Consider the following 20,837-nt stretch of genomic DNA (forward strand, 5'->3'; position numbering starts at 1 on the left):
GGTTCTACCGGCGTCAGATGACGCGTTCAGCGGGCTTCCTGAGCGCCGCGTAGGTCAGAACGAAGGAGAGGGCGTAGAGCGCGAAGAAGATCCCATTGAGCGACGGTGCCCATGCGGCTACATCCGTCGTTGTCCGCAGCAACAGCACCAGCAGCGCCACCTTGACGACGCCGGCGATCAGCAGGTTCAGCATGCGCCGCACCGTCCGGCCCGTCGCATAGAGCAGCTCGGAGTGGTACTCGATCAGGTTGCGGAATGAGGGAACGAGAAGGATCATCGCGATGATCGGAGCGGCGGCGGAGACGTTGCGGCCGAGGCCGTTCGGGAAGATCCAGAGATAGAAAGCCATGGCCGCGATGGCTGCAAGCGAGGCCAGCGCCACCAGGAGTTCGATCGACAACCTGGTCCGCCAGCGCGCGATCGCCTCGGGCGTGCGCATGATGCGCTGGACGAGCAGGGTGTTGAACGACCGCACGGGAAGTGCCGTCAGGTCCGCAAGCCGCATCAGGATGGCGTAAAGGCCGGAGACAGCCGGGCCGCCGATGGCAAGCACCGCGATCTTGTCGAATTCCGACTGGATGTAGAACAGCACCTCGGCACCGGCGACGGAGACGGAATCCGACCAGCGCCGGAAGTAGAGGCGGGGCTTCCAACGCAGCCGGACCCGGGGATAGAACCACAGGAGCGCCACGACGAGGCCGAGCGCATTGGCGGCCAGGTAAAAATAGGACCAGGCCTCAAGCGTCTTCCAGGATAGGAAAGTGAAGAGCAATGCAGCACCGGTGCGGATCGCGGTACCGATCACCACGAGCAGCGCCCCGCGCCCGAAACGGCCAAGGCCATTCAGCACGATGACCGCGGTTTCCAGTCCGCGCCAGCAGATGATCTCCGCCAGCATGAAGGCGGAAAAGGCGGTCGCCGTCATGTCTCGGGAAAATAGGGCAAGGAAGGTGACGGCGCAGATGATCGCGATCAGCGGCAGCGAGAGCACCGCGCCGACCAGGAAGCCGGCGCTATAGGTCCCGACCAGCAGCGGCTTTACGGTGGCCACCCGATAGAGCGGCGACATGAAGCCGAAGGCAAGGACGCGCGAGATCATGATGCCGGCCGCTGACGCCGTGGCAAAGAGACCGAAATCGGCGATGACAAGCGTGTTCGCGACGGCGATGAAGTAGATGAGTGACAACACGAGCCGCCCGGCCGAACCCCCGGTCATGGAGAGATAGGCGTGGATCAGCGCCTGGTGGCGGAGATAAAGCGCTTTGACGCGATGAGGCACGGCCGACGTTCCAATAGCGCGTTTCCCGTCGAGGCCGATGGAAGCGCTCTATCTCCTTGTTTTTACGCAGTTTCGGACGCAGGGCTTGCTGGCCTTCTGCTGAAACCGCTCTCCGCCTATCGTCATAGACGGGAAAGCTTAATAAGGCGTGAGATCGTCGCTGTTTGCGCGCGCCGGGCCCACGGATATTAACCATTTGTTTTCCATGTTTCCTTAGGTTGGCTTCACTATTCGGAATTCGCCGTCTCGGCAGCCGCGGGATCAGTCATGTTCAACATCGACGACGAGAAACGCCCGGTTCCGCGTGCATCGTTGCTCGATTTCGTAGCCGAGGACACGCGCGGTTCCGCGCGCGCGCAAAAGCCCCGCGCGGCCGATACGCCTGCGTCAAGTTCGCCTTTGCTCAATCGTCTGTCCGCAGCCGGCGGATCGTCCGGCCATTCCGGTGGACGAAACACGACCCGCCCAGCGGTGCAGCCGGCAACCGGTGTGAAAGTGCCCAAGGGAGCCAAGGCATCGGCCGAGCATCGCCGTGCCTTCAGCGGCATGGGCGACAGGCTGGTGCGCTGGTTGGCCGACAGCCGACCGAATGATACCCAGCCGCCGGCCACACCTGCCGATGGGAATTCGAGCGATCGGCCCCTCGTCGACATCAAGACCGTCCTGCGCTCCGTCTGGCAACTGCGCAAGATCATCATTGCGACGACCGCGCTCGGCGCCGTGGGCGGCGTTCTGCTCGCGCTCTCGACGCCCAGCGTCTACGTCGCCGAAAGCAAGCTCTACGTGGACCCGCGTGAGGTGCGGCTGACGGATTCCGATCTGTCGAAACAATCGCTGGCGACCGAAGGCATTCTCGCCCTCGTCGACAGCCAGCTTGAAGTGCTGCGCTCGCGCACCGTGATGGAGAAGGTTGCAGCCGGTCTGGACCTCGAGAAGGATCCGGAATTCGCAGGCAAGGCCGGCGGCGACGCATCCGCCCGTGTGCTGAAGAAGCTGGGAGAAGCCATCCAGGTCTGGCGCGACCCGAAGACCTTCATCGTCACGGTCGAGGCGCAGACGCGCGACCCCGAAAAGTCTGCACTGATCGCCAACCGGCTGGTCGAAACCTTCCTTGGCGAGGAAACCGCGGCACAATCCGGCTTCTTCCAGAAGACGACGGTGGCGCTCGACGCCCGGATCAAGGAATTGAAGGCCGAGCTCGACGCTGCCGAAAAGGCAGTCGAGGACTACAAGGCGACCAACGACATCGTCGGCGCCGGCGGCGAGTTGATTGCCGACAAGCAGCTCCTGAGCCTCAGCGACCAGGTCGCCGCCGCCCGCAACCGCATCGCCGAAGCAAAGGCGAAAGCAGAAGCCTCGGGCAAGGTGCAGTTGAATGACGTTTTGACCGGGGCCTACCCGGAGGAAATCAACTCGCTGGCGCTGTCCGAGCTGCGCAAGCAATTTGCCGCGACCAGGGCGCAACTGAGCGCGCTTGACGCGAGCCTCGGGCCACGCCACCCGCAAAGGATTGCCGCCCAGCAGGCGCTCGAAGCCTCGCGCTCCGAAATCGCCAACGAACTGCGTCGCATTGCGGCCGCGGCCGGGACCGAGCTCGATCGCGCCCAGCGCACCGAGCAGGACCTGCTGCAGCAGCTTGCGGTGCAAAAGGCGCGACAGATCGATTCGTCCGCCGAATTCGTCGCTTTGCGTGAACTGCAACGGAAAGCCGCAGCAACCCGCGAAATCTACGAATCCTTCCTGAAGCGCGCCGGCGAAACGCGCGAAGAGGAAAAGCTGACGGCCAAGAACATCCGGGTGATCTCCAAGGCCGAGCCGGCACTGCAGGCAAAAGGCCCCTCCCGCAAGATCATCGTGATCGCCGCCACCATGGCGGGCTTCTTCGCGGGTTTCGGCCTCGGCGTTTTGCTCGGCATCTATCGCAGCATGCGCGGTCTGTTTGCCGGCCCCGGTGCCGAGCCGAAGCGCGATCAGGATCCGGAGCCACCGGAGCCAGAGGGTGGTCCCGAACCATCGCAGCGCAAGCAGCTGCACGCCGATCCGGCTCCTGCCAGGTCCGATCTTCCGCCGCAGTTCAGCCCGGCGGCCCATCATGCGCAATCGTTGACTGCCGCTTACGCCGCCGCCCGTCGTGGCGAAGCGGGAGAGGCAACGGCCAAGCGCCCGCTGCCGTCTGCAGAAGCGGAGAGCGACACCGATATCGCCAAGGTGCAGGAAGATCTGCGGGCGTTGAGGTGCCGCGTCGAGCATTATTCGCGTCAGAAGCTGGCGCGTGGATAGACCATCGCCAAAGCGTGGCCTCCATTCACTTTGCGATTCTGGGGAGATCGCACTCTCACGATTTTGAGCGCCCCCATCTTCGCCTTTCACCTTTGAAAGGAAATGCCCCTGGCGGAACGAAACATCCGCCATCCTTGTCGCAGCCTCTTGCATTTATGCGTTTGGAACAGCATAGGGCGCTTTGAGGCCATCGCCTTTTCCCGGGCGAACTAGAGTGTGCCGCGTGAACAGGAAGCCAGGAGGAACATGCCGTGACGACTGTGATTGATGGCAAGAAAGTCGCCGCTTCGGTGATCGAGACCGTGAAGGCGGCGACCAAGGCGCTCGAGACGGATGCCGGTGTGCGCGCGGGTCTGGCCGTCGTGATCGTCGGCGACGATCCGGCAAGCCACGCCTATGTTTCCTCCAAGAGCAAGATGGCCAAGGAATGCGGCTTCCTGTCGATTCAGCATACGCTGCCTGAGGCAACGACGCAGGAAGAGCTCGCGGCGCTGGTTGCAGAACTCAATGCGGATCCCTCCATTCATGGCATCCTCGTGCAGCTGCCGCTGCCCAAGCACCTGAATTCCGAACCGATCATCCAGTCGATCCTGCCGGAAAAGGACGTCGACGGCCTTCATGTCGTCAACGCCGGCAAGCTGGCGACCGGCGATCTCGACGGCGGCCTCGTCTCCTGCACGCCGGCCGGCGCCATGGTCTTCGTGCGCCAGACCCATGGTGACGACCTCTCCGGCTTGAATGCCGTCGTCATCGGCCGTTCGAACCTGTTCGGCAAGCCGATGTCGGCGCTGCTTCTTGCTGCCAATGCGACCGTGACGACGGCGCATTCGCGCACCAAGGATCTGGCCGCCGTCTGCCGCAATGCCGATATCCTCGTTGCCGCCGTCGGCCGTCCGGAAATGGTGAAGGCGGATTGGGTGAAGCCCGGTGCGACCGTGATCGACGTCGGCATCAACCGCGTGCCGGCGCCGGAAAAGGGTGAGGGAAAATCCAAGCTGGTTGGCGACGTCGCCTTTGCCGAGGCCGCTGAGGTCGCAAGTGTGATCACTCCGGTTCCAGGCGGCGTCGGCCCGATGACCATCGCCATGCTGATGGCGAACACGGTGATTGCCGCTCATCGCAAGGCCGGCCGCAAGCCGCCGCGTTTCTGATCCCGGTTCACATGGAATTACAAGACGCGTCGCAAATGCGGCGCGTTGTCATTTTTGCGGGGCAGGTCCGGTCGAGGCGCGCACGATGAGTTCGGCCCGCCAGAGTTCCTGTTCCGGATAATCGCCACGTTTCAGGATGCCGCCGATCAGCCGTGTGGCGATGCGGGTACCGGCTGCCCTCAGCGACGAGCGCGTCGTCGTCAAAGGTACACTGAAATTTTCAGGCTTCAGCATCGGCAGCACGTCGTCGTGCGCGATCAGCGAGATATCGTCGCCGATCTTCAAACCGGCCTGATTGATCGCTCGCACCGCGCCGAGCGCCAGCACCGTACTCGAGCAGAGCACCGCGGTCGGCGGCTGCGCGTGCTGCAGGAAGCGCTGCATGCTGCGGTAGCCGTGCTCGTCGGTCATCAGCGAATGCTCGACCAGCGCCTCGTCGAGCGTGAGGCCGTGTTCGGTAAGCGCGCGCAGCATCCCCTTCTTGCGGCGGATGGAAAAGCTCAAGTATTCCGGCCCATTGATCAGCGCGATCCGCTGGTGCCCAAGCTGAATGAGCAGCCGCGCGGCATCGTAGAAGGCACTGGTGTTGTCGATGTCGAGGAAAGGGTAGTCCCGGCTTTCGCCGATCGATCGGCCATGCACGACGAATGGGATCGATAGAGATTTCAGCATGGCGATGCGCGGGTCGTTGGCGCGCATATAAGCAAGGAAGAGGGCATCGACATTGCCGCTTGCCGCCAACCGCCTGAAGGTGACTTCCTCGTCTTCCGGCGCGCTCGGGTTGAGCACGAAATGGAAGTCGTGCTTGACTGCCTCTTCCGCAAGGCCCGCGAGAAATTCGCCGAAATGCACGTCGGAATCGATGCCGGGCGCAATCGGCATGACCATGCCGATGGAAAAGGCTCTGCCGGTGGCCAGCCGTTGGGCGGCGCGGTTTGGCCGATAGCCGGTCTCGCGCACGGCCTGCAGCACGCGCTGGCGGGTCTCGGCGTTGACTTCCGGATAGCCGTTCAATGCGCGGCTGACTGTCGTCTGGGACAGGCCGAGCAGTTCCGCAAGTTGCTTGAGATTGACCGCCATGGTCAGGATTCCTCCCAAAGCGCTTTGGATATCCGTATGATTTTTGGTGTTTGGTCCCAGCGCCTAGGCGTTTGTGTAGCATCCGTTTTTCGAGCAACAAAGTGGAATTCAACCATTGCGCGGTGCAAAACGTTACCGCAAAGCACAAATTCGTCGCATTGAGGACAGGGATGGGAAATCTCTTGACTCCTCGCGTGTCGCAATGGTTTGTTAGCGAACTCAAAGCGCTTTGAATTTTTGCGCATTGTCGACTGCCCGGCGGGATCCGGGTTCATCTTGGGAGGAGAAGGACGTGAAGAGATCATTGCTGTTGGGCGTGGCGGCTTTTGCCCTGTTCGCAGGTGCCGCCGGCGCCGCGGACCTCAAGTTCAAGCCGGGTGAGGATTCGAAGTTCAACTGGGCGAGCTTCGAGGAATTCAAGAAGGGTCACGACCTCAAGGGCCAGACGCTGACCATCTTCGGTCCGTGGCGCGGCGAGGACGAGGCTCTGTTCAAGAGCGTTTATGCCTATTTCACCGAAGCGACGGGCGCCGAGATCAAGTACTCGTCGTCGGAAAACTACGAACAGCAGATCGTCATCGACACGCAGGCCGGCAGCCCCTCCGAAATCTCGATCCTCCCGCAACCGGGTCTGATCGCCGATCTCGCCTCCAAGGGCTACCTGACGCCGCTCGGCGACGACACCCAGAAGTGGCTGCTCGACAACTACGCCGCTGGACAGTCCTGGGTCGACCTCTCGACCTACAAGGGCAAGGACGGCAATGCCGCGCTCTATGCCTTCCCCTATAAGATCGACGTGAAGTCGCTCGTCTGGTACTCGCCGGAAAACTTCGAGGACGCCGGCTACGAAGTGCCGAAGACCATGGAAGAGCTGAAGGCGCTGACCGAGAAGATCGCCGCTGACGGCGGCAAGCCCTGGTGCATCGGTCTCGGCTCGGGCGGTGCGACCGGCTGGCCGGCAACCGACTGGGTCGAAGACATGATGCTGCGCACCCAGCCGGCCGACGTCTATGACAAGTGGGTCAAGAACGAGATTCCGTTCACCGACCCGGCTGTCGTGGGCGCAATTGACGAGTTCGGCTGGTTTGCCAAGAACGACAAATTCGTCGATGGCGGTGCAGCGGCCGTTGCTTCCACCGACTTCCGCGACAGCCCGAAGGGTCTGTTTGCCTCGCCGCCGAAGTGCTACCTGCACCACCAGGCGTCGTTCATTCCGTCCTTCTTCCCGGAGGGCACGGTGATCGGTGAGGACGCCGACTTCTTCTACATGCCGCCTTACGAGAGCAAGAAGGATCTCGGCAATCCGGTGCTCGGCGCCGGCACGCTGGCGATGATCACCAAGGACACGCCGGCAGCGCGTGCCTTCATCGAATTCTTGAAGACGCCGATCGCCCATGAAGTCTGGATGGCGCAGACGAGCTTCCTGACGCCCTACAAGAGCGTCAACGTCGACACCTATGGCAACCCGCCGCTGAAGAAGCAGGGCGAGATCCTCCTGAATGCCACCACCTTCCGCTTCGACGGTTCCGACCTGATGCCGGGCAAGATCGGTGCGGGTGCGTTCTGGACCGGCATGGTCGATTTCGTCGGCGGCAAGTCGTCGGCTGAAGTCGCCGATGGCGTTCAGAAGGCCTGGGACGCGATCAAGTAACAAACTCCGGGCGGCAGAAATGCCGCCCGTTACCGATCCGGGCACGATGCCAGAGCGGGGCGAGGAGAAGTGTATGCGGTTTTCCGCTCGCTTCCTGCTCCTAGCGATGAAACGCGGCGCGCCCCAATGAGAACGGCGACAATCGCCAGCCCTGCACGCGACCGTGCATCGAGGGGGAGGGACATGTCATGTTGTTTCAGCTTTTAAAGGCTGCAGGGTTCATGTTGGGCGGGGTCATCGGCTGCGCCGCCTATTTCTGGGGAACCAGTTTCATTCTCGACCTGATCTTTCCGTCGAAGGGAAAATCCGGTGCTATCGCCTCAAGAAACCTGCGTATCACCAATGCCATCCGTCCGTGGCTGTTCCTCGGACCGGCGCTCCTCGCACTCACAGTATACCTGATCTATCCCGTCTTCATGTCGCTCTGGTACAGCGTGCACGATCGCGCCGGCCAGAGCTTCGTCGGTGTCAGCAACTATGTCTGGATGGTCAATGACGGCGAATTCCGCCAGTCGATCTACAACAATTTCCTCTGGCTGCTGGTCGTTCCGGCGCTTGCAACCTTCTTCGGCCTGGTCATTGCCGCGCTCACCGATCGCATCTGGTGGGGCAATATCGCCAAGACCCTGATCTTCATGCCGATGGCAATTTCCTTCGTCGGCGCCGCGGTTATCTGGAAGTTCATTTACGACTTTCGCCCCGAGGGCGCGGAACAGATCGGTCTCCTGAATGGCATCGTCGTTGCTTTCGGTGGCGACCCACAGGCCTGGATCACGCTGCCCTTCTGGAACAACTTCTTCCTGATGGCGATCCTCGTCTGGATCCAGACCGGTTTCGCCATGGTCATCCTTTCGGCCGCGCTGCGCGGCATTCCCGAGGAGACGATCGAGGCCGCCGTCATCGACGGCGCCAATGGCTGGCAGATCTTCTTCAAGATCATGGTACCGCAGATCTGGGGCACGATCGCCGTCGTCTGGACGACCATCACCATCCTCGTCTTGAAGGTCTTCGATATCGTTCTCGCGATGACCAACGGTCAATGGCAGAGCCAGGTGCTCGCCAACCTCATGTTCGACTGGATGTTCCGCGGGGGCGGCGACTTCGGCCGAGGTGCGGCGATCGCCGTTGTCATCATGGTTCTCGTCATTCCGATCATGGTCTGGAACATCCGCAATGCGGCCAAGGAAATGAAGGGGCACTGAGATGAATCCTGCAACACGCTCCCCCCTCATGTGGGTTGTCCACTTCTCGGTCTTTTTGATCGTCGCGCTCTGGACGCTGCCGACTGCCGGCCTTCTGATCTCCTCGCTGCGCGACAAGGATCAGCTTGCCGTCTCCGGCTGGTGGACAGCCCTTTCGACCTCGTCGCAGAACATCGTCGCCCGGGCGCCCGGCCCGGATACCCAGGTCGAACGCGACGGCAAGTTCGTAATCTCGGGTAACCTGCTCGAAGGCCAGCAGGGCCAGATCTCCGCCTTCGGCTTCAACAGCCGCGAACCGACTGCGTTCAAGGCCGGCGAAACCGCCGAACTCAACGACGGCGAAAAGCTGACGGTCCAGGCGGATGGCAATTTCGAGATCGTCTCCGACAAGAAGATGGAAGGCTCGCGTGGCCAGCGCGTCTTCGTCACGGCCTCGTCGCCGCCGCGATTCACTTTCGACAATTATGCCGAGGTGCTCGGTGCCGAGAACATCGGCCGGTCCTTTATCAACTCGCTGACGGTTGCGGTACCGGCGACCATCATCCCGATCATGATCGCGGCCTTCGCTGCCTATGCGCTCGCCTGGATGCCGTTTCCGGGCCGGGCGATCCTGATTGCCGTCGTCGTCGGTCTTCTCGTCGTGCCGCTGCAGATGTCGCTGATCCCGCTTCTGAAGCTTTATAACGGCGTCGGAGCCTTCTTCGGCGTGTCGGCCAAGACCTATGTCGGCATCTGGCTCGCCCATACCGGTTTCGGCCTGCCGCTCGCGATCTACCTGCTTCGCAACTACATGGCCGGCCTGCCGCGCGAAATCATGGAATCTGCCCGCGTCGATGGCGCCAGCGATTTCGATATCTTCGTCAAGATCATCCTGCCGCTGTCCTTCCCGGCGCTCGCTTCCTTCGCGATCTTCCAGTTCCTATGGACCTGGAACGACCTGCTGGTGGCGATCGTGTTCCTGGGCGCAGGGCCGGACGAACTGGTTCTGACCGGCCGGCTCGTCAACCTGCTCGGCTCGCGCGGCGGCAACTGGGAGATCCTGACAGCCTCCGCCTTCATTACCATCATCGTTCCGCTGATCGTCTTCTTCAGCCTGCAGCGCTATCTCGTGCGCGGCCTGCTGGCGGGTTCGGTCAAGGGCGGCTGACAACCAGGGACTACCAGAGAAAATGAGCATGACCGAAATGAGCACTTCCACATTGCAGGCCGATCGGGACTGGTGGCGCGGCGCGGTGATCTATCAGATCTATCCGCGCTCCTACCAGGACTCGAATGGCGACGGTATCGGCGACCTCAAGGGCATCGTTTCCCGGTTGCCGCATATCGCCGCTCTCGGTGCCGATGCGATCTGGATTTCGCCGTTCTTCACCTCCCCAATGAAGGACTTCGGTTACGACGTCTCAAACTACACCGATGTCGATCAGATCTTTGGCAGCCTTGCCGATTTCGACGCCGTCATCGCCGAGGCGCACCGCCTCGGCATCCGGGTGATGATCGACCTCGTTCTGTCGCATACGTCAGACCAGCACCCCTGGTTCGTCGAAAGCCGCTCGAGCCGCGCCAACGCCAAGGCCGACTGGTACGTCTGGGCCGATTCCAAGCCCGATGGCACACCGCCCAACAACTGGCTGTCGATCTTCGGCGGCTCCGCCTGGGCGTGGGATCCGACGCGGCTTCAATATTACCTGCACAACTTCCTGACCTCGCAGCCGGATCTGAACCTCCACAATCCGGAAGTCCAGGATGCGCTGCTCGGCGTCGAGCGCTTCTGGCTGGAGCGCGGCGTCGACGGCTTCCGCCTCGACACCATCAATTTCTACTTCCACGACAAGCAACTGCGCGACAATCCGGCACTGGCGCCGGAACGGCGCAACGCCCAGACCGCGCCGGCGGTCAATCCGTACAACTATCAGGAACATCTCTACGACAAGAACCAGCCGGAAAACCTCGAATTCCTGAAGCGCTTCCGCGCCGTCATGGACGAGTTTCCGGCGATCGCCGCCGTCGGCGAAGTCGGCGACAGCCAGCGCGGTCTGGAGATCGCCGGCGAATACACCTCCGGCGGCGACAAGATGCAGATGTGCTACGCCTTCGAATTCCTGGCGCCGGAACCGCCGACACCGGCGACCGTCGCCGAGGTTCTCCGGAACTTCGAGAAGGCGGCACCTGAAGGCTGGGCCTGCTGGGCCTTTTCCAACCATGACGTCGTGCGCCATGTCAGTCGCTGGGGCGCAGGCGTTGCCGATCGCGATGCGCACGCCAAGCTGCTTGCAAGCCTGCTGATGTCGCTGCGTGGTTCGGTCTGCATCTATCAGGGCGAGGAACTGGCGCTGTCAGAAGCCGAGCTTGCCTATGAGGACCTGAAGGATCCCTATGGCATCCAGTTCTGGCCCGATTTCAAGGGCCGCGATGGCTGCCGCACGCCGATGGTCTGGGACGCTACCGCGATCAATGGCGGCTTCGGTGGTGCGAAGCCCTGGCTTCCGGTGCCGACCGAACATCTGGCACGCGCCGTATCGGCGCAGCAGGGTGAGGACACATCCGTCCTCGAGCACTACCGCCGCTTCTTGCATTTCCGTAAGGCCCATCCGGCCTTCGCCAAGGGCGAGATCGAGTTCCTGGATACGGATGGACAGGTGCTCGCCTTCGTGCGCAGCTATGGCAACGAGAAGCTCTACTGCCTGTTCAATATGGGTGGCGACCCAGCGACAGCCACGCTGCCGAACGAACCGGTTGCCGCACTTGAAGGGCACGGCTTTGCGGCCGAAGTGAAGGATAGAACGGTCAACCTGCCAGCCTGGGGCGCGTACTTCGCCCGGTTGGTGTGACGCCGGCTGAGCAATGATGAGAGCAAGAACTGACGGGAAGAACCGAAGGGGAGGGTGCAATGACAGGTCTGCTGCTTAAAGATATCCGCAAGTCCTATGGCGCGGTCGATGTCATTCACGGCATCAATCTCGACATCAAGCAGGGCGAGTTCATCGTCTTCGTCGGCCCTTCCGGCTGCGGAAAGTCGACGCTGCTGCGCATGATCGCGGGCCTCGAAGAGATCACCGGCGGTGACATGTTCATCGATGGCGAGCGGGTCAACACCGTGCCGCCGTCGAAGCGCGGCATCGCCATGGTATTCCAGTCCTATGCGCTCTACCCGCACATGACGGTCTACGACAACATGGCCTTCGGCATGCGGATCGCCAAGGAGTCAAAGGAGGAGATCGATCGCCGGGTGCGCAACGCCGCCGATATCCTTCAACTCACCAAGTATCTCGATCGCCTGCCAAAGGCACTGTCGGGCGGGCAGCGTCAGCGCGTCGCGATCGGCCGCGCAATCTGCCGTGACCCCAAGGTCTTCCTGTTCGACGAGCCGCTGTCGAACCTCGACGCGGCCCTTCGCGTCGCCACCCGCATCGAGATCGCCAAGCTCAGCGAGCAGATGTCGGACACGACGATGATCTACGTCACCCACGACCAGGTGGAGGCGATGACGCTCGCCGACCGCATCGTCGTGCTGTCGCAGGGCCATATCGAGCAGGTGGGTGCGCCGCTGGAACTGTACGAGCGGCCGGCCAATCTCTTCGTCGCGCGCTTCATCGGCTCGCCGGCGATGAACATCATTCCCTCGAGTGTTACCGCCACCGGCGCGCAAACCACGGTGAAGCTGACCGGCGGCAAGAGCGTGACGCTGGATATCCCGACGGACTCGTCGCAGAACGGCAAGACGGCGAGCTTCGGTGTTCGGCCGGAGGACCTGCAGGTCACGACCACCGACGACTTCTTGTTCGAGGGCACCATCTCGATCGTCGAAGCGCTCGGTGAAGTGACGCTGCTTTATATTGAGGGCCTCGTCGACAAGGAACCGATCATCGCCAAGATCCCCGGCATCCTGCCGGTTCATCGCGGCGACAAGGTGCGCTTCACCGCCGACAAGGCCAAGCTGCATCTCTTCGATGCCGACGGTCGCAGCTATCGTCGCTGAATCAATTCCAGGAAAAGTGCGTAGCGGTTTCCGTCCGGAATTGCGTGAAGATACATCTGCCCTCTCGACCCGCCCGTAAAATCGGGCGGGTTTTTTCAATGCAACCTGCAGATCAAACCCTCTGTTAAATCTCTGCCGCTAATCTGTCTCAAAAGGGGATAAGAAAGGCATATCGATGAGAGGCGCGGCGCCGGCAATGCAACAGCACTTCCTGAACAAGGAAGAGTCCTTCATGTACGATCGGGAAGCGAGTTTTCCGATGGAGGACACACGGAACGAGGCGCGGATCGAATATACCGAGAAGGGCATGACCCAGCTAAGCTCGCGCCGTTGCGAGATCCTCAAGCTGTCGAAAAGCGGCGCCGTCCTCGGCATCCTGACCCAGTATCAGCTGCCGCAGAACTTCTATCTGGATATTCCGAGCGCGCGAATCCAGATGGTCGGTTGCCTCTTGAAACGGGTGCATGCGAACAACGTCATCGAAGCGCGCTTCCTGCGCCTGCTGACGGATCGCGACCTCAATCGTATCTTCGTCTACAGCACCCATCCGAACCACCGCAACCGCACGCTCGACATCTATCGCTGAGGCGGGCGTCGGCCGGATGCGCGGGACTTGACCGTCCTGTTTGCTCAATGAATGGTTGTGGTCCTCATCAACGAATTTGGACCCTGGCCATGCAGCGACCCTATCGGCTTTCCTGCCACTGTGGCGACATCTGCTTTGAGGTCGATGAGGACTTGACCGGCCTCGTCGACTGCAATTGCTCGACCTGTCGGCGCTCCGGCTTCCTGCACTGGAAGGTCGACGCAGCCAACGTAAAGCTGCTCACCGAGAAGCGCCGCCTGTCGAGCTATATCTGGCGCGGGCTCAACGAAGGCCACCAGTTCTGTCCGACCTGCGGCACGCCGGTGCTGCGCAGCGGCTATCCGGACAACAAGATTTCGGTCAACGCGCGCTGCATCGAGAACATCGACGTCTTCACGCTCGAAATCGAACGCTACGACGGGCGCAACGACATGTTCCCTGGTCCGCTGCCGTAAGCGGACAGTGTGGGCGAATGGCTCACCGCTGGCGCGAAGAAAAGTTCGGCATAGAAGGGAGCGCCGCCTCGGCTCAGGAGAGCGGCGCTCTTTGCGTCTTAATGGAAGAGAACGCTAGCGCCGTGATCAGCAGCGCCCGCAATCGCTCGGAATGGGGCGAAAAGCTCTCGCCCCATGCCGAACTCGTTGTCCGAGAGGTCGGCATGCGCCGGCACCCGCGTCTTCAGCGCAATATCCTCGACCAGCACCTCGATCGTCCCGGCAACGGCGTCGATACGGACGATATCGCCTTCCTGAATGCGGGCGATCGGGCCGCCGTCCTTGGCCTCCGGCGTGACGTGGATTGCCGCCGGTACCTTGCCGGACGCGCCCGACATGCGTCCGTCCGTCAGGATGGCAACGCGCTGGCCGCGGTCCTGCAGAATGCCGAGAACGGTGGTCAGCTTGTGCAGTTCGGGCATGCCGTTGGCCTTCGGGCCCTGGAAGCGTACGACGGCGACGAAATCGCCTTCGAGCTTGCCGGCCTTGAAGGCGGCATTGAGCTCGGCCTGGTCGTGGAAGATCTTGGCGGGCGCCTCGATGACGTGGCGGTCCGGCTTGACGGCGGAGATCTTGATGACCGCCTTGCCGAGATTGCCGGTCAGCATCTTCAGGCCGCCCGTGTGCTGGAACGGCTGCTCCATGGTGGCAAGCACCTTCGGATCGGCACTTACCTTCGGCGTCGGCACACGTTCGACGTTGCCATTGGCGCCAAGCCGGACGTCGATCTTGTAGGCATCGAGACCCTGGCCGACGACCGTGCGGACATCGTCATGCAGGAGACCACCCCGAAGCAGCTGACTGATCAGGAAACCCATGCCGCCGGCGGCGTGGAAATGGTTCACATCGGCAAGCCCGTTCGGATAGACGCGCGCGAGCAGCGGCACGATGTCGGAAAGCTCGGAAATGTCCTGCCAGGTGAGCACGATGCCCGCGGCGCGCGCCATGGCGACCAGGTGCATCGTATGATTGGTCGATCCACCAGTCGCATGCAGGCCGACGACGCCGTTGACGATCGAACGCTCGTCGATCATCTCGCCGGCCGGCGTGAACTCGTTGCCCATGGCGGTGATCGCCAGCGCCCGCTTGGCCGCTTCCTTGGTCAGCGCATCGCGCAGCGGCGTGCCTGGATTGATGAAGGAGGCGCCGGGCAGATGGAAGCCCATGATTTCCATCAGCATCTGGTTGGAATTGGCGGTGCCGTAGAAGGTGCAGGTGCCCGGCCCGTGATAGGACTTGGACTCCGCTTCGAGCAGTTCGTCGCGGCCGACCTTGCCTTCTGCAAAGAGCTGGCGAACCCGCGCCTTCTCGTCGTTCGGCAGCCCCGACGTCATCGGCCCGGCGGGCACGAAGATCGCCGGCAGATGGCCGAAGGTGAGCGCCGCGATGACGAGGCCCGGCACGATCTTGTCGCAGACTCCGAGATAGACGGTGGAGTCGAACATGTTGTGCGACAGGCCGACGCCGGCTGCCATGGCGATCAGGTCGCGTGAGAAGAGCGACAACTCCATGCCTGGCTGCCCCTGAGTGACGCCGTCGCACATGGCCGGAACGCCGCCAGCCACCTGCGCCACGCCGCCTGCTTCGCGTGCGGCCTCGCGGATCATCGCCGGATAGGTCTCGAACGGTTGGTGTGCCGAGAGCATGTCGTTGTAGGAGGTGATGATACCGAGATTGGCCACGCGGTCACCCGCGAGCGCCACCTTCTCGGCGGGGGAACAGACGGCAAATCCATGCGCGAGGTTACCGCAGCCGAGCACGCTGCGATGCGGACCGCTCGATGCCGCCCGGCGGACGCGGTCAAGATAGGGTTCGCGGTGCGGTTTCGAGCGCTCGACGATGCGAGCGGTGATCGCGGCAATGCGGGAATCGGCGGACATGGCAAATCCTGTTCCGGAGCCTTGAAGCTCCTCATCTTCATCCAGTCATCGGTCCGGAACGCGGTGCGCTTGGGAGAACGCAGGTGCGTCCCGGCATTTCTCAGAAACACGCTTTCGTTCCGATGGGGCGCCACCGGCTGAACGTGTCTCCAAAGTTCCTATTGGGTCGGTTCGACCCAACATCATTCGATCTAGAGCGTCTGTCGCCCGTTCACAGGAACGGGCAACTTGCTACGGCGCCCAGTAAATCTGCACCGGTGAAGCGGCGCGGCGCAGCATCGCGCGGATCGGCATGTCCTTCTCGTCGCCGGCCTCTTCAGCCTTGGCGAGAACCGTCTTCTTGCCTTCGCCCTCGATGTGCAGCACCAGAAGCCGCGCATCCTGCAGGCTGGCGAAGGTAAGCGTCAGCCGGGTCTCGCCGGCGCCTTCTGCTTCCATGGTGATGACGCCGCGCGGCGTTGCCGGATCGATGGCGCGCGCAAGCTCAGACCCGCCTGGGAAGAACGATGCCGTATGCCCGTCCGTTCCCATGCCAAGGATCGCCACATCGAACGGCGCGCCGATGGCGGCGGTTTCCCGGCTTGCGATCTCAGCCGCAGCCTCGGCCGAGGGGGCGGCATGATAAAGCGGGAGGAATTTTGCCGCCGCCGCCTTGCCCTGAAGCAGGTTGGCGGCAACCAGGCCATGGTTGGAACGGTCGCTTTCCGGCGGCACGAAACGTTCGTCGACCAGCGTCACGGTTACCTTGTCCCAAGCGATGTCCTTCTTGGAAAGCGCCTGGAAGAACGCCTTGGGCGTCGAGCCGCCGGAGACTGCGATGCTCGCCGAACCGCGTGCCGCAATGCCGGCAGAAAGTGCGCTGCTTACGGCGTCAGCCAGGCCTTCCGCCAATGCCGCACCGTTTTCGAATGTATGAAGCTCTGTCGTCATGGTCGCACCTATATCGCGTCGTTCCAGGTGCGGCCGTCGCGCTCGATCAGCGCGATCGACTGGCTCGGACCCCAGGTGCCGGCGGTATAGCCCTGGACCTGTTGCCCGGTCTCCTCCCAGGCCTTCAGGATCGGGTCGACCCACTTCCATGCGGCCTCGACCTCGTCGCGGCGCACGAACAGCGTCTGGTTGTTGCGGACAACGTCGAAGAGCAGCCGCTCATAGGCGTCGGCATTGCGCACGGCAAACGCCTCGGCAAAGCTCATGTCGAGCGAAACGTTGCGCAGCCGCATGCCGCCAGGACCAGGATCCTTGATCATCAGCGACTGCTTCACGCCTTCATTCGGCTGCAGGCGGATGACCAACTGGTTGGCGGAGATACGGCCGGCATTGTTGTCGAAGATCGAGTGCGGGATCTGCTTGAAGGTGATGACGATTTCCGACATTCGGCCGGCGAGGCGCTTGCCGGTGCGGATGTAGAAGGGCACGCCGGCCCAGCGCCAGTTGCTGACTTCCGCCTTAATCGCCACGAAGGTCTCGGTGTTCGAAACGCCGCCTTCGAGCTCTTCAAGGTAGCCCTTGACCGGGCCGCCGGCGGAAGCACCGGCGCGGTACTGGCCGCGCACAGTCACCTGTTCGACGTTCGATGAAGTGATCGGTTTCAGCGCGCGCAGAACCTTGAGCTTTTCGTCGCGAACCGCTTCCGCGTCCATCGAGGTCGGCGCTTCCATGGCGACGAAGCAGACGAGCTGGAGGATGTGGTTCTGCACCATGTCGCGCAGCGCACCGGCCTTGTCGTAGTAGCCGGCGCGGTTTTCGAGGCCGACGGCCTCCGACACGGTGATCTGCACATGGTCGATATGGGCGGAATTCCACAGCGGCTCGTAGAGCGCATTGGCAAAGCGCAGCGCCATCAGGTTCTGCACCGTTTCCTTGCCGAGATAGTGGTCGATACGGAAGATCTGTTCTTCGCGGAAGACCTTGCCGATCGTGTCGTTGAGCTCGGTCGCCGAGGCGAGGTCACGGCCGATCGGCTTTTCGACGACGATGCGGGTGTTCTTGGTGATCAGCTTGTGATCGCGGATGCGCTCGGAAATGTCGCCGAAGATCGCCGGGCCGACGGCGAGATAGAAGGCACGGATGCGCTCCTTGCCCTCTTCGAGGATCTTCTTCAGCGCGTCCCAACCCTGGTCCGACTTGGCATCGACCGAAACGTAGAACAGGCGCGCAGCGAACTTCGCGACTTCCTCTTCCTTGTACTCGTCCGCCTTCAGATGTTCCTTCAGCGCGTCGACGGCGAACTTGCGATAGTCCTCATGGCTGAGTGCCGCACGCGACGCACCGATGATGCGGGTCGGCTCGGTGATCTGGCCTTCCAGTTGCCGGTGATAGAGCGCCGGCAACAGCTTGCGCTCCGCAAGATCGCCGGTGCCCCCGAACACCACATAGTCAAATGGTTCGACGGGAATGATCTGGCTGCTCATGGGATATCTCGATCTGTTCAGGTCACGGACACATATAATCTAATCGATTTAAACGCGCTAGGGTGCGGCGCAATAAAATGCCGCCGCGAGCGTTTCTTTAGAACCTGTCGCGTAATGCGTACCAGCTTAGCGCGAGGAAGAGAAGGGCGGAGCGGAACCGCGTACCACCGGGAAAAGCCGGGATTTTCAGGGCTTTCAAGAGATCGAGCTCGGTATCCTTGCCGAGCGCCAGGTCGGCATAGAGCTTGCCGCAATAGTTGGAAAGCATCACGCCATGGCCGGAATAGCCGCCGATCGACGTGACGCCGGGCATGACCTCGCGACAGAAGGGCGTGCGCGGCATGGTGATGCCGACGGAGCCGCCCCAGGCATGGGTGATCTCGATATTGGCGAGTTCCGGATAGATCTCGCTGATCTGCCGGCGGATATGGGTCGAGATATCCAGCGGGTTGTCGGCGGTATAGGCCTCACGGCCGCCGAAGAGCAGCCGTCCGTCCCGCGACTTGCGGAAGTAGCGCACGACGAAGCGTGAATCGTCGACCGATTCGCCGCCGGGAATGACGTTTGGGTGGTCGGAGAGCACCGTCGTCGCGCCGATGAAGGATCGGATCGGCATGACGTGGCTGGCGCTCACCGGCTCGAGGTTGCCGATATAGGCGTTGCAGGCGACGAGCACGCGATCGGCAGTGATCGTGCCACGGTCGGTGGTGATGACGATCGCGCCGCCTTGGCGATTGATCTTCAGGGCTTTCGTCTGTTCGAAGAGGTTGGCCCCGGCGAGTGCCGCCTGCTTCGCAAGGCCCACCAGAAGCTTCATCGGATGGATATGGCCGGTGCCGGCATCGCGGATGCCGAAATGGTAGTGGTTCGATCCGAGCCGGCTTGCGGTTTCCTCGCGCTCCATGAAGGAGAGATGCGGATAGCCGAAGCGTGTCGCCATCGCTTCCGCATGGTCGCGATAGTCCTTTTCGAGGCTCTTCTTGTGGCCAACCGAGAGCTGGCCGGGCACGAATTCGATGTCGATTTCGTGCGCGCTTGCGAAGTCGAGCACATAGCGCTTGGCATTCTCGGCCATGTCGAAGAGCGCCTGCGCCCGCTCATGGCCGAGACTTTCCTCCGTCTCGTCCGCCCAGGCCCGCTGTCCGGTGCCGAACTGGCCGCCATTGCGGCCAGACGCACCGTCGCCGAAGCGGCAGGCATCGATCAAGGTGACGTCAACGCCTTGCTTCGCGAGGTTCCAGGCGGCTTGCAGCCCCGTGTAGCCGCCGCCGACGATCGCGATATTGGCTTTGCGCGATCCCGGCATGGCGGGATACTCCGGTCGGTCTGGAACTGTTGCCTCATACCAGGAGAAACCGGGTGAGATCGGGCTTTGCCAGGGCATGGAGAACCTCTGAGGTCAGACGTTGAGAAGCAGGAATTCGCGTTCCCATGGACTGATGACCTGCATGAAGGTCTCGAACTCGCCGCGTTTGACGCCGGCATAGATTGCGATGAACTCAGGGCTTAGCACGTCTGCAAGCGACGGTGCCGATTCCAGCAGGGCGACCGCTTCGAGCAGGCCGCGCGGCAGGTCGATCTCGCCCTCGTTGGCCGTGTCCTCGGTCGGTGCCGTCGGCTCGCGCTGTTCGATGATGCCGAGATAACCGCAGGCAAGCGAGGCCGCGAGCGCCAGGTAGGGATTGGCGTCCGAGCTCGGCAGTCGGTTCTCGATACGCCGGGCGACCGGCTCCGACACCGGGATGCGGAAGGCGGTCGTGCGGTTGTCGTAACCCCATGCGGTGTTGACCGGCGCCGACATGTCGGGCGTCAGCCGGCGGAAGGAGTTCACATAGGGCGCCATCATGACCAGCGTGCGCGGCACGTAGTGCTGCATGCCGCCGATGAAGTGGAAGAACTCCTTCGATGCCGATCCATCCGGGTTCGAAAACAGGTTCCGGCCGGTGTTGATTTCGACCACCGACTGGTGGATGTGCATCGCCGAACCGGGCTGGCCCTGCATGGGCTTTGCCATGAAGGTGGCATAGATGCCGTGCTTCAGCGCCGCCTCGCGGATGGTGCGCTTGAACAGGAACACCTGATCGGCAAGCTCTATCGGATCGCCGTGGCGAAGGTTGATCTCGAGCTGCGCCGGACCCTCCTCGTGGATCAGCGTGTCGATCTCGAGGCCCTGCTTCTCGGAGAAGTGGTAGATGTCGTCGATCAGTTCGTCGAACTCGTTGATGCCGGCAATCGAATAACCCTGGCCGCCGAGGATCGAGCGACCGGAGCGGCCTTTCGGCGGATGCAGGGGATAGTCGGGATCGTCATTGGTGGCGACGAGGTAGAATTCGATCTCGGGCGCAACGACCGGCTTCCAACCTTTTTGCTTGTAGAGGTCGACCACGCGCTTCAGGACGTTGCGCGGCGTGTAGCTGATCTGCTCGCCCTGCGAACCGACGATGTCGCAGATCACCTGCGCCGTCGGGTCGGTCTCCCAGGGCACGACGGAAAGGGTCGAGAGATCGGGCACGAGCTTGATGTCGCTGTCGCGCGAATCGTACCGGAACTGCCCGGTTTCATCAGGATACTCGCCGGAGATCGTGTGCCGGTAGACAGCCGAGGGCAGGGCCAGCGAGGTGTTGGACGTGAATTTCGAGGTCGGCATCATCTTGCCGCGCGGCACGCCGGCAAGGTCTGGCGTGATGCACTCGACGTCTTCGATGCCGCGGATCTTGAGCCAGTCCGTGGCTTCCTTCCAGGTCTTCACACCGCGAAGGGAGTGCAGGGCGGGGGGTATTTTCGAAGTTTTGCTGATTTTCGTTGTTTGTTGGGCAGCACTTCTCTTTGAGGGCATAAATCACC

The 20,837-nt window shown here is 62.2% G+C and carries 16 protein-coding genes; 9 read left to right on the forward strand and 7 right to left on the reverse strand.

Translation table 11 applies throughout. From position 1 onward, the window contains the following. Positions 1-13: 13 nt before the first annotated feature. Positions 14-1,279, reverse strand: a complete 1,266-nt coding sequence (locus tag PWG15_RS01610) for a lipopolysaccharide biosynthesis protein (protein ID WP_275022758.1) — start codon at positions 1,277-1,279, stop codon at positions 14-16. Between the two features lie 267 nt (positions 1,280-1,546). Between PWG15_RS01610 and PWG15_RS01615 the strand changes: the two genes are divergently transcribed. Together PWG15_RS01615 and folD are read left to right on the forward strand one after the other, a co-directional pair. Then, complete coding sequence (locus PWG15_RS01615) at positions 1,547-3,559, forward strand: GumC family protein (RefSeq protein WP_275022759.1); 2,013 nt, start codon at positions 1,547-1,549, stop codon at positions 3,557-3,559. A 251-nt stretch (positions 3,560-3,810) separates the two neighbouring features. Further along, positions 3,811-4,710, forward strand: a complete 900-nt coding sequence (gene folD, locus PWG15_RS01620; protein ID WP_275022761.1) for a bifunctional methylenetetrahydrofolate dehydrogenase/methenyltetrahydrofolate cyclohydrolase FolD — start codon at positions 3,811-3,813, stop codon at positions 4,708-4,710. Positions 4,711-4,758: 48 nt separating this feature from the next. Here folD and PWG15_RS01625 read toward each other — a convergent pair whose 3' ends face one another. After that, positions 4,759-5,790, reverse strand: a complete 1,032-nt coding sequence (locus PWG15_RS01625; RefSeq protein ID WP_275022762.1) for a LacI family DNA-binding transcriptional regulator — start codon at positions 5,788-5,790, stop codon at positions 4,759-4,761. A gap of 292 nt (positions 5,791-6,082) precedes the next feature. Here PWG15_RS01625 and PWG15_RS01630 point away from each other — a divergent pair, with 292 nt between their 5' ends. The 7 genes from PWG15_RS01630 (at position 6,083) to PWG15_RS01660 (ending at position 13,660) form a co-directional block, all read left to right on the forward strand. Then, positions 6,083-7,441, forward strand: coding sequence for an ABC transporter substrate-binding protein (locus tag PWG15_RS01630; RefSeq protein ID WP_275022763.1), 1,359 nt, complete (start codon positions 6,083-6,085; stop codon positions 7,439-7,441). 188 nt (positions 7,442-7,629) lie between these two features. After that, positions 7,630-8,643, forward strand: coding sequence for a carbohydrate ABC transporter permease (locus PWG15_RS01635; protein ID WP_425536727.1), 1,014 nt, complete (start codon positions 7,630-7,632; stop codon positions 8,641-8,643). 1 nt (position 8,644) lies between these two features. Beyond that, the gene (locus PWG15_RS01640) at positions 8,645-9,790 is read left to right on the forward strand and encodes a carbohydrate ABC transporter permease (protein ID WP_275022764.1); all 1,146 of its coding nucleotides are present in this window, start codon (positions 8,645-8,647) and stop codon (positions 9,788-9,790) included. A gap of 28 nt (positions 9,791-9,818) precedes the next feature. Continuing rightward, positions 9,819-11,471: a beta-galactosidase BglA gene (locus PWG15_RS01645; RefSeq protein ID WP_425536728.1), complete on the forward strand. Its 1,653-nt coding sequence runs from the start codon at positions 9,819-9,821 to the stop codon at positions 11,469-11,471. 59 nt (positions 11,472-11,530) lie between these two features. After that, positions 11,531-12,619, forward strand: a complete 1,089-nt coding sequence (locus tag PWG15_RS01650) for an ABC transporter ATP-binding protein (protein ID WP_275022766.1) — start codon at positions 11,531-11,533, stop codon at positions 12,617-12,619. Positions 12,620-12,794: 175 nt separating this feature from the next. After that, on the forward strand, positions 12,795-13,205 hold the full coding sequence (locus tag PWG15_RS01655) for a hypothetical protein (protein ID WP_275022767.1): 411 nt from the start codon (positions 12,795-12,797) through the stop codon (positions 13,203-13,205). Between the two features lie 89 nt (positions 13,206-13,294). Next, positions 13,295-13,660, forward strand: coding sequence for a GFA family protein (locus tag PWG15_RS01660; RefSeq protein ID WP_275022768.1), 366 nt, complete (start codon positions 13,295-13,297; stop codon positions 13,658-13,660). 98 nt (positions 13,661-13,758) lie between these two features. Here PWG15_RS01660 and edd read toward each other — a convergent pair whose 3' ends face one another. The 5 genes from edd to PWG15_RS01685 all read right to left on the reverse strand — a co-directional run bounded on the left by edd (position 13,759) and on the right by PWG15_RS01685 (position 20,829). Further along, positions 13,759-15,579, reverse strand: coding sequence for a phosphogluconate dehydratase (gene edd, locus PWG15_RS01665; protein ID WP_275022769.1), 1,821 nt, complete (start codon positions 15,577-15,579; stop codon positions 13,759-13,761). A gap of 231 nt (positions 15,580-15,810) precedes the next feature. Next, a complete protein-coding gene (gene pgl, locus PWG15_RS01670; protein WP_275022770.1) occupies positions 15,811-16,509 on the reverse strand; it encodes a 6-phosphogluconolactonase in 699 nt (232 codons plus the stop codon). 8 nt (positions 16,510-16,517) lie between these two features. Then, positions 16,518-17,993, reverse strand: a complete 1,476-nt coding sequence (gene zwf / locus PWG15_RS01675; RefSeq protein ID WP_113536391.1) for a glucose-6-phosphate dehydrogenase — start codon at positions 17,991-17,993, stop codon at positions 16,518-16,520. Positions 17,994-18,090: 97 nt separating this feature from the next. After that, complete coding sequence (locus PWG15_RS01680) at positions 18,091-19,377, reverse strand: NAD(P)/FAD-dependent oxidoreductase (protein ID WP_275022771.1); 1,287 nt, start codon at positions 19,375-19,377, stop codon at positions 18,091-18,093. Positions 19,378-19,392: 15 nt separating this feature from the next. Next, the gene (locus PWG15_RS01685) at positions 19,393-20,829 is read right to left on the reverse strand and encodes a glutamine synthetase family protein (RefSeq protein ID WP_275022772.1); all 1,437 of its coding nucleotides are present in this window, start codon (positions 20,827-20,829) and stop codon (positions 19,393-19,395) included. Positions 20,830-20,837: the final 8 nt, after the last annotated feature.

The organism is Ensifer adhaerens (genome assembly GCF_028993555.1).
Lineage (GTDB): Bacteria > Pseudomonadota > Alphaproteobacteria > Rhizobiales > Rhizobiaceae > Ensifer > Ensifer adhaerens_I.

Bases quoted from the DNA above. Each gene is read 5' to 3' on its own strand.
- PWG15_RS01615 (WP_275022759.1), top strand. From the start codon at position 1,547: ATGTTCAACATCGACGACGAGAAACGCCCGGTTCCGCGTGCATCGTTG.
- PWG15_RS01625 (WP_275022762.1), bottom strand. From the start codon at position 5,790: ATGGCGGTCAATCTCAAGCAACTTGCGGAACTGCTCGGCCTGTCCCAG.
- PWG15_RS01635 (WP_425536727.1), top strand. From the start codon at position 7,630: ATGTTGTTTCAGCTTTTAAAGGCTGCAGGGTTCATGTTGGGCGGGGTC.
- PWG15_RS01640 (WP_275022764.1), top strand. From the start codon at position 8,645: ATGAATCCTGCAACACGCTCCCCCCTCATGTGGGTTGTCCACTTCTCG.
- PWG15_RS01645 (WP_425536728.1), top strand. From the start codon at position 9,819: ATGACCGAAATGAGCACTTCCACATTGCAGGCCGATCGGGACTGGTGG.
- PWG15_RS01650 (WP_275022766.1), top strand. From the start codon at position 11,531: ATGACAGGTCTGCTGCTTAAAGATATCCGCAAGTCCTATGGCGCGGTC.
- PWG15_RS01655 (WP_275022767.1), top strand. From the start codon at position 12,795: ATGAGAGGCGCGGCGCCGGCAATGCAACAGCACTTCCTGAACAAGGAA.
- PWG15_RS01660 (WP_275022768.1), top strand. From the start codon at position 13,295: ATGCAGCGACCCTATCGGCTTTCCTGCCACTGTGGCGACATCTGCTTT.
- edd (WP_275022769.1), bottom strand. From the start codon at position 15,579: ATGTCCGCCGATTCCCGCATTGCCGCGATCACCGCTCGCATCGTCGAG.
- pgl (WP_275022770.1), bottom strand. From the start codon at position 16,509: ATGACGACAGAGCTTCATACATTCGAAAACGGTGCGGCATTGGCGGAA.
- zwf (WP_113536391.1), bottom strand. From the start codon at position 17,993: ATGAGCAGCCAGATCATTCCCGTCGAACCATTTGACTATGTGGTGTTC.
- PWG15_RS01680 (WP_275022771.1), bottom strand. From the start codon at position 19,377: ATGCCCTGGCAAAGCCCGATCTCACCCGGTTTCTCCTGGTATGAGGCA.
- PWG15_RS01685 (WP_275022772.1), bottom strand. From the start codon at position 20,829: ATGCCCTCAAAGAGAAGTGCTGCCCAACAAACAACGAAAATCAGCAAA.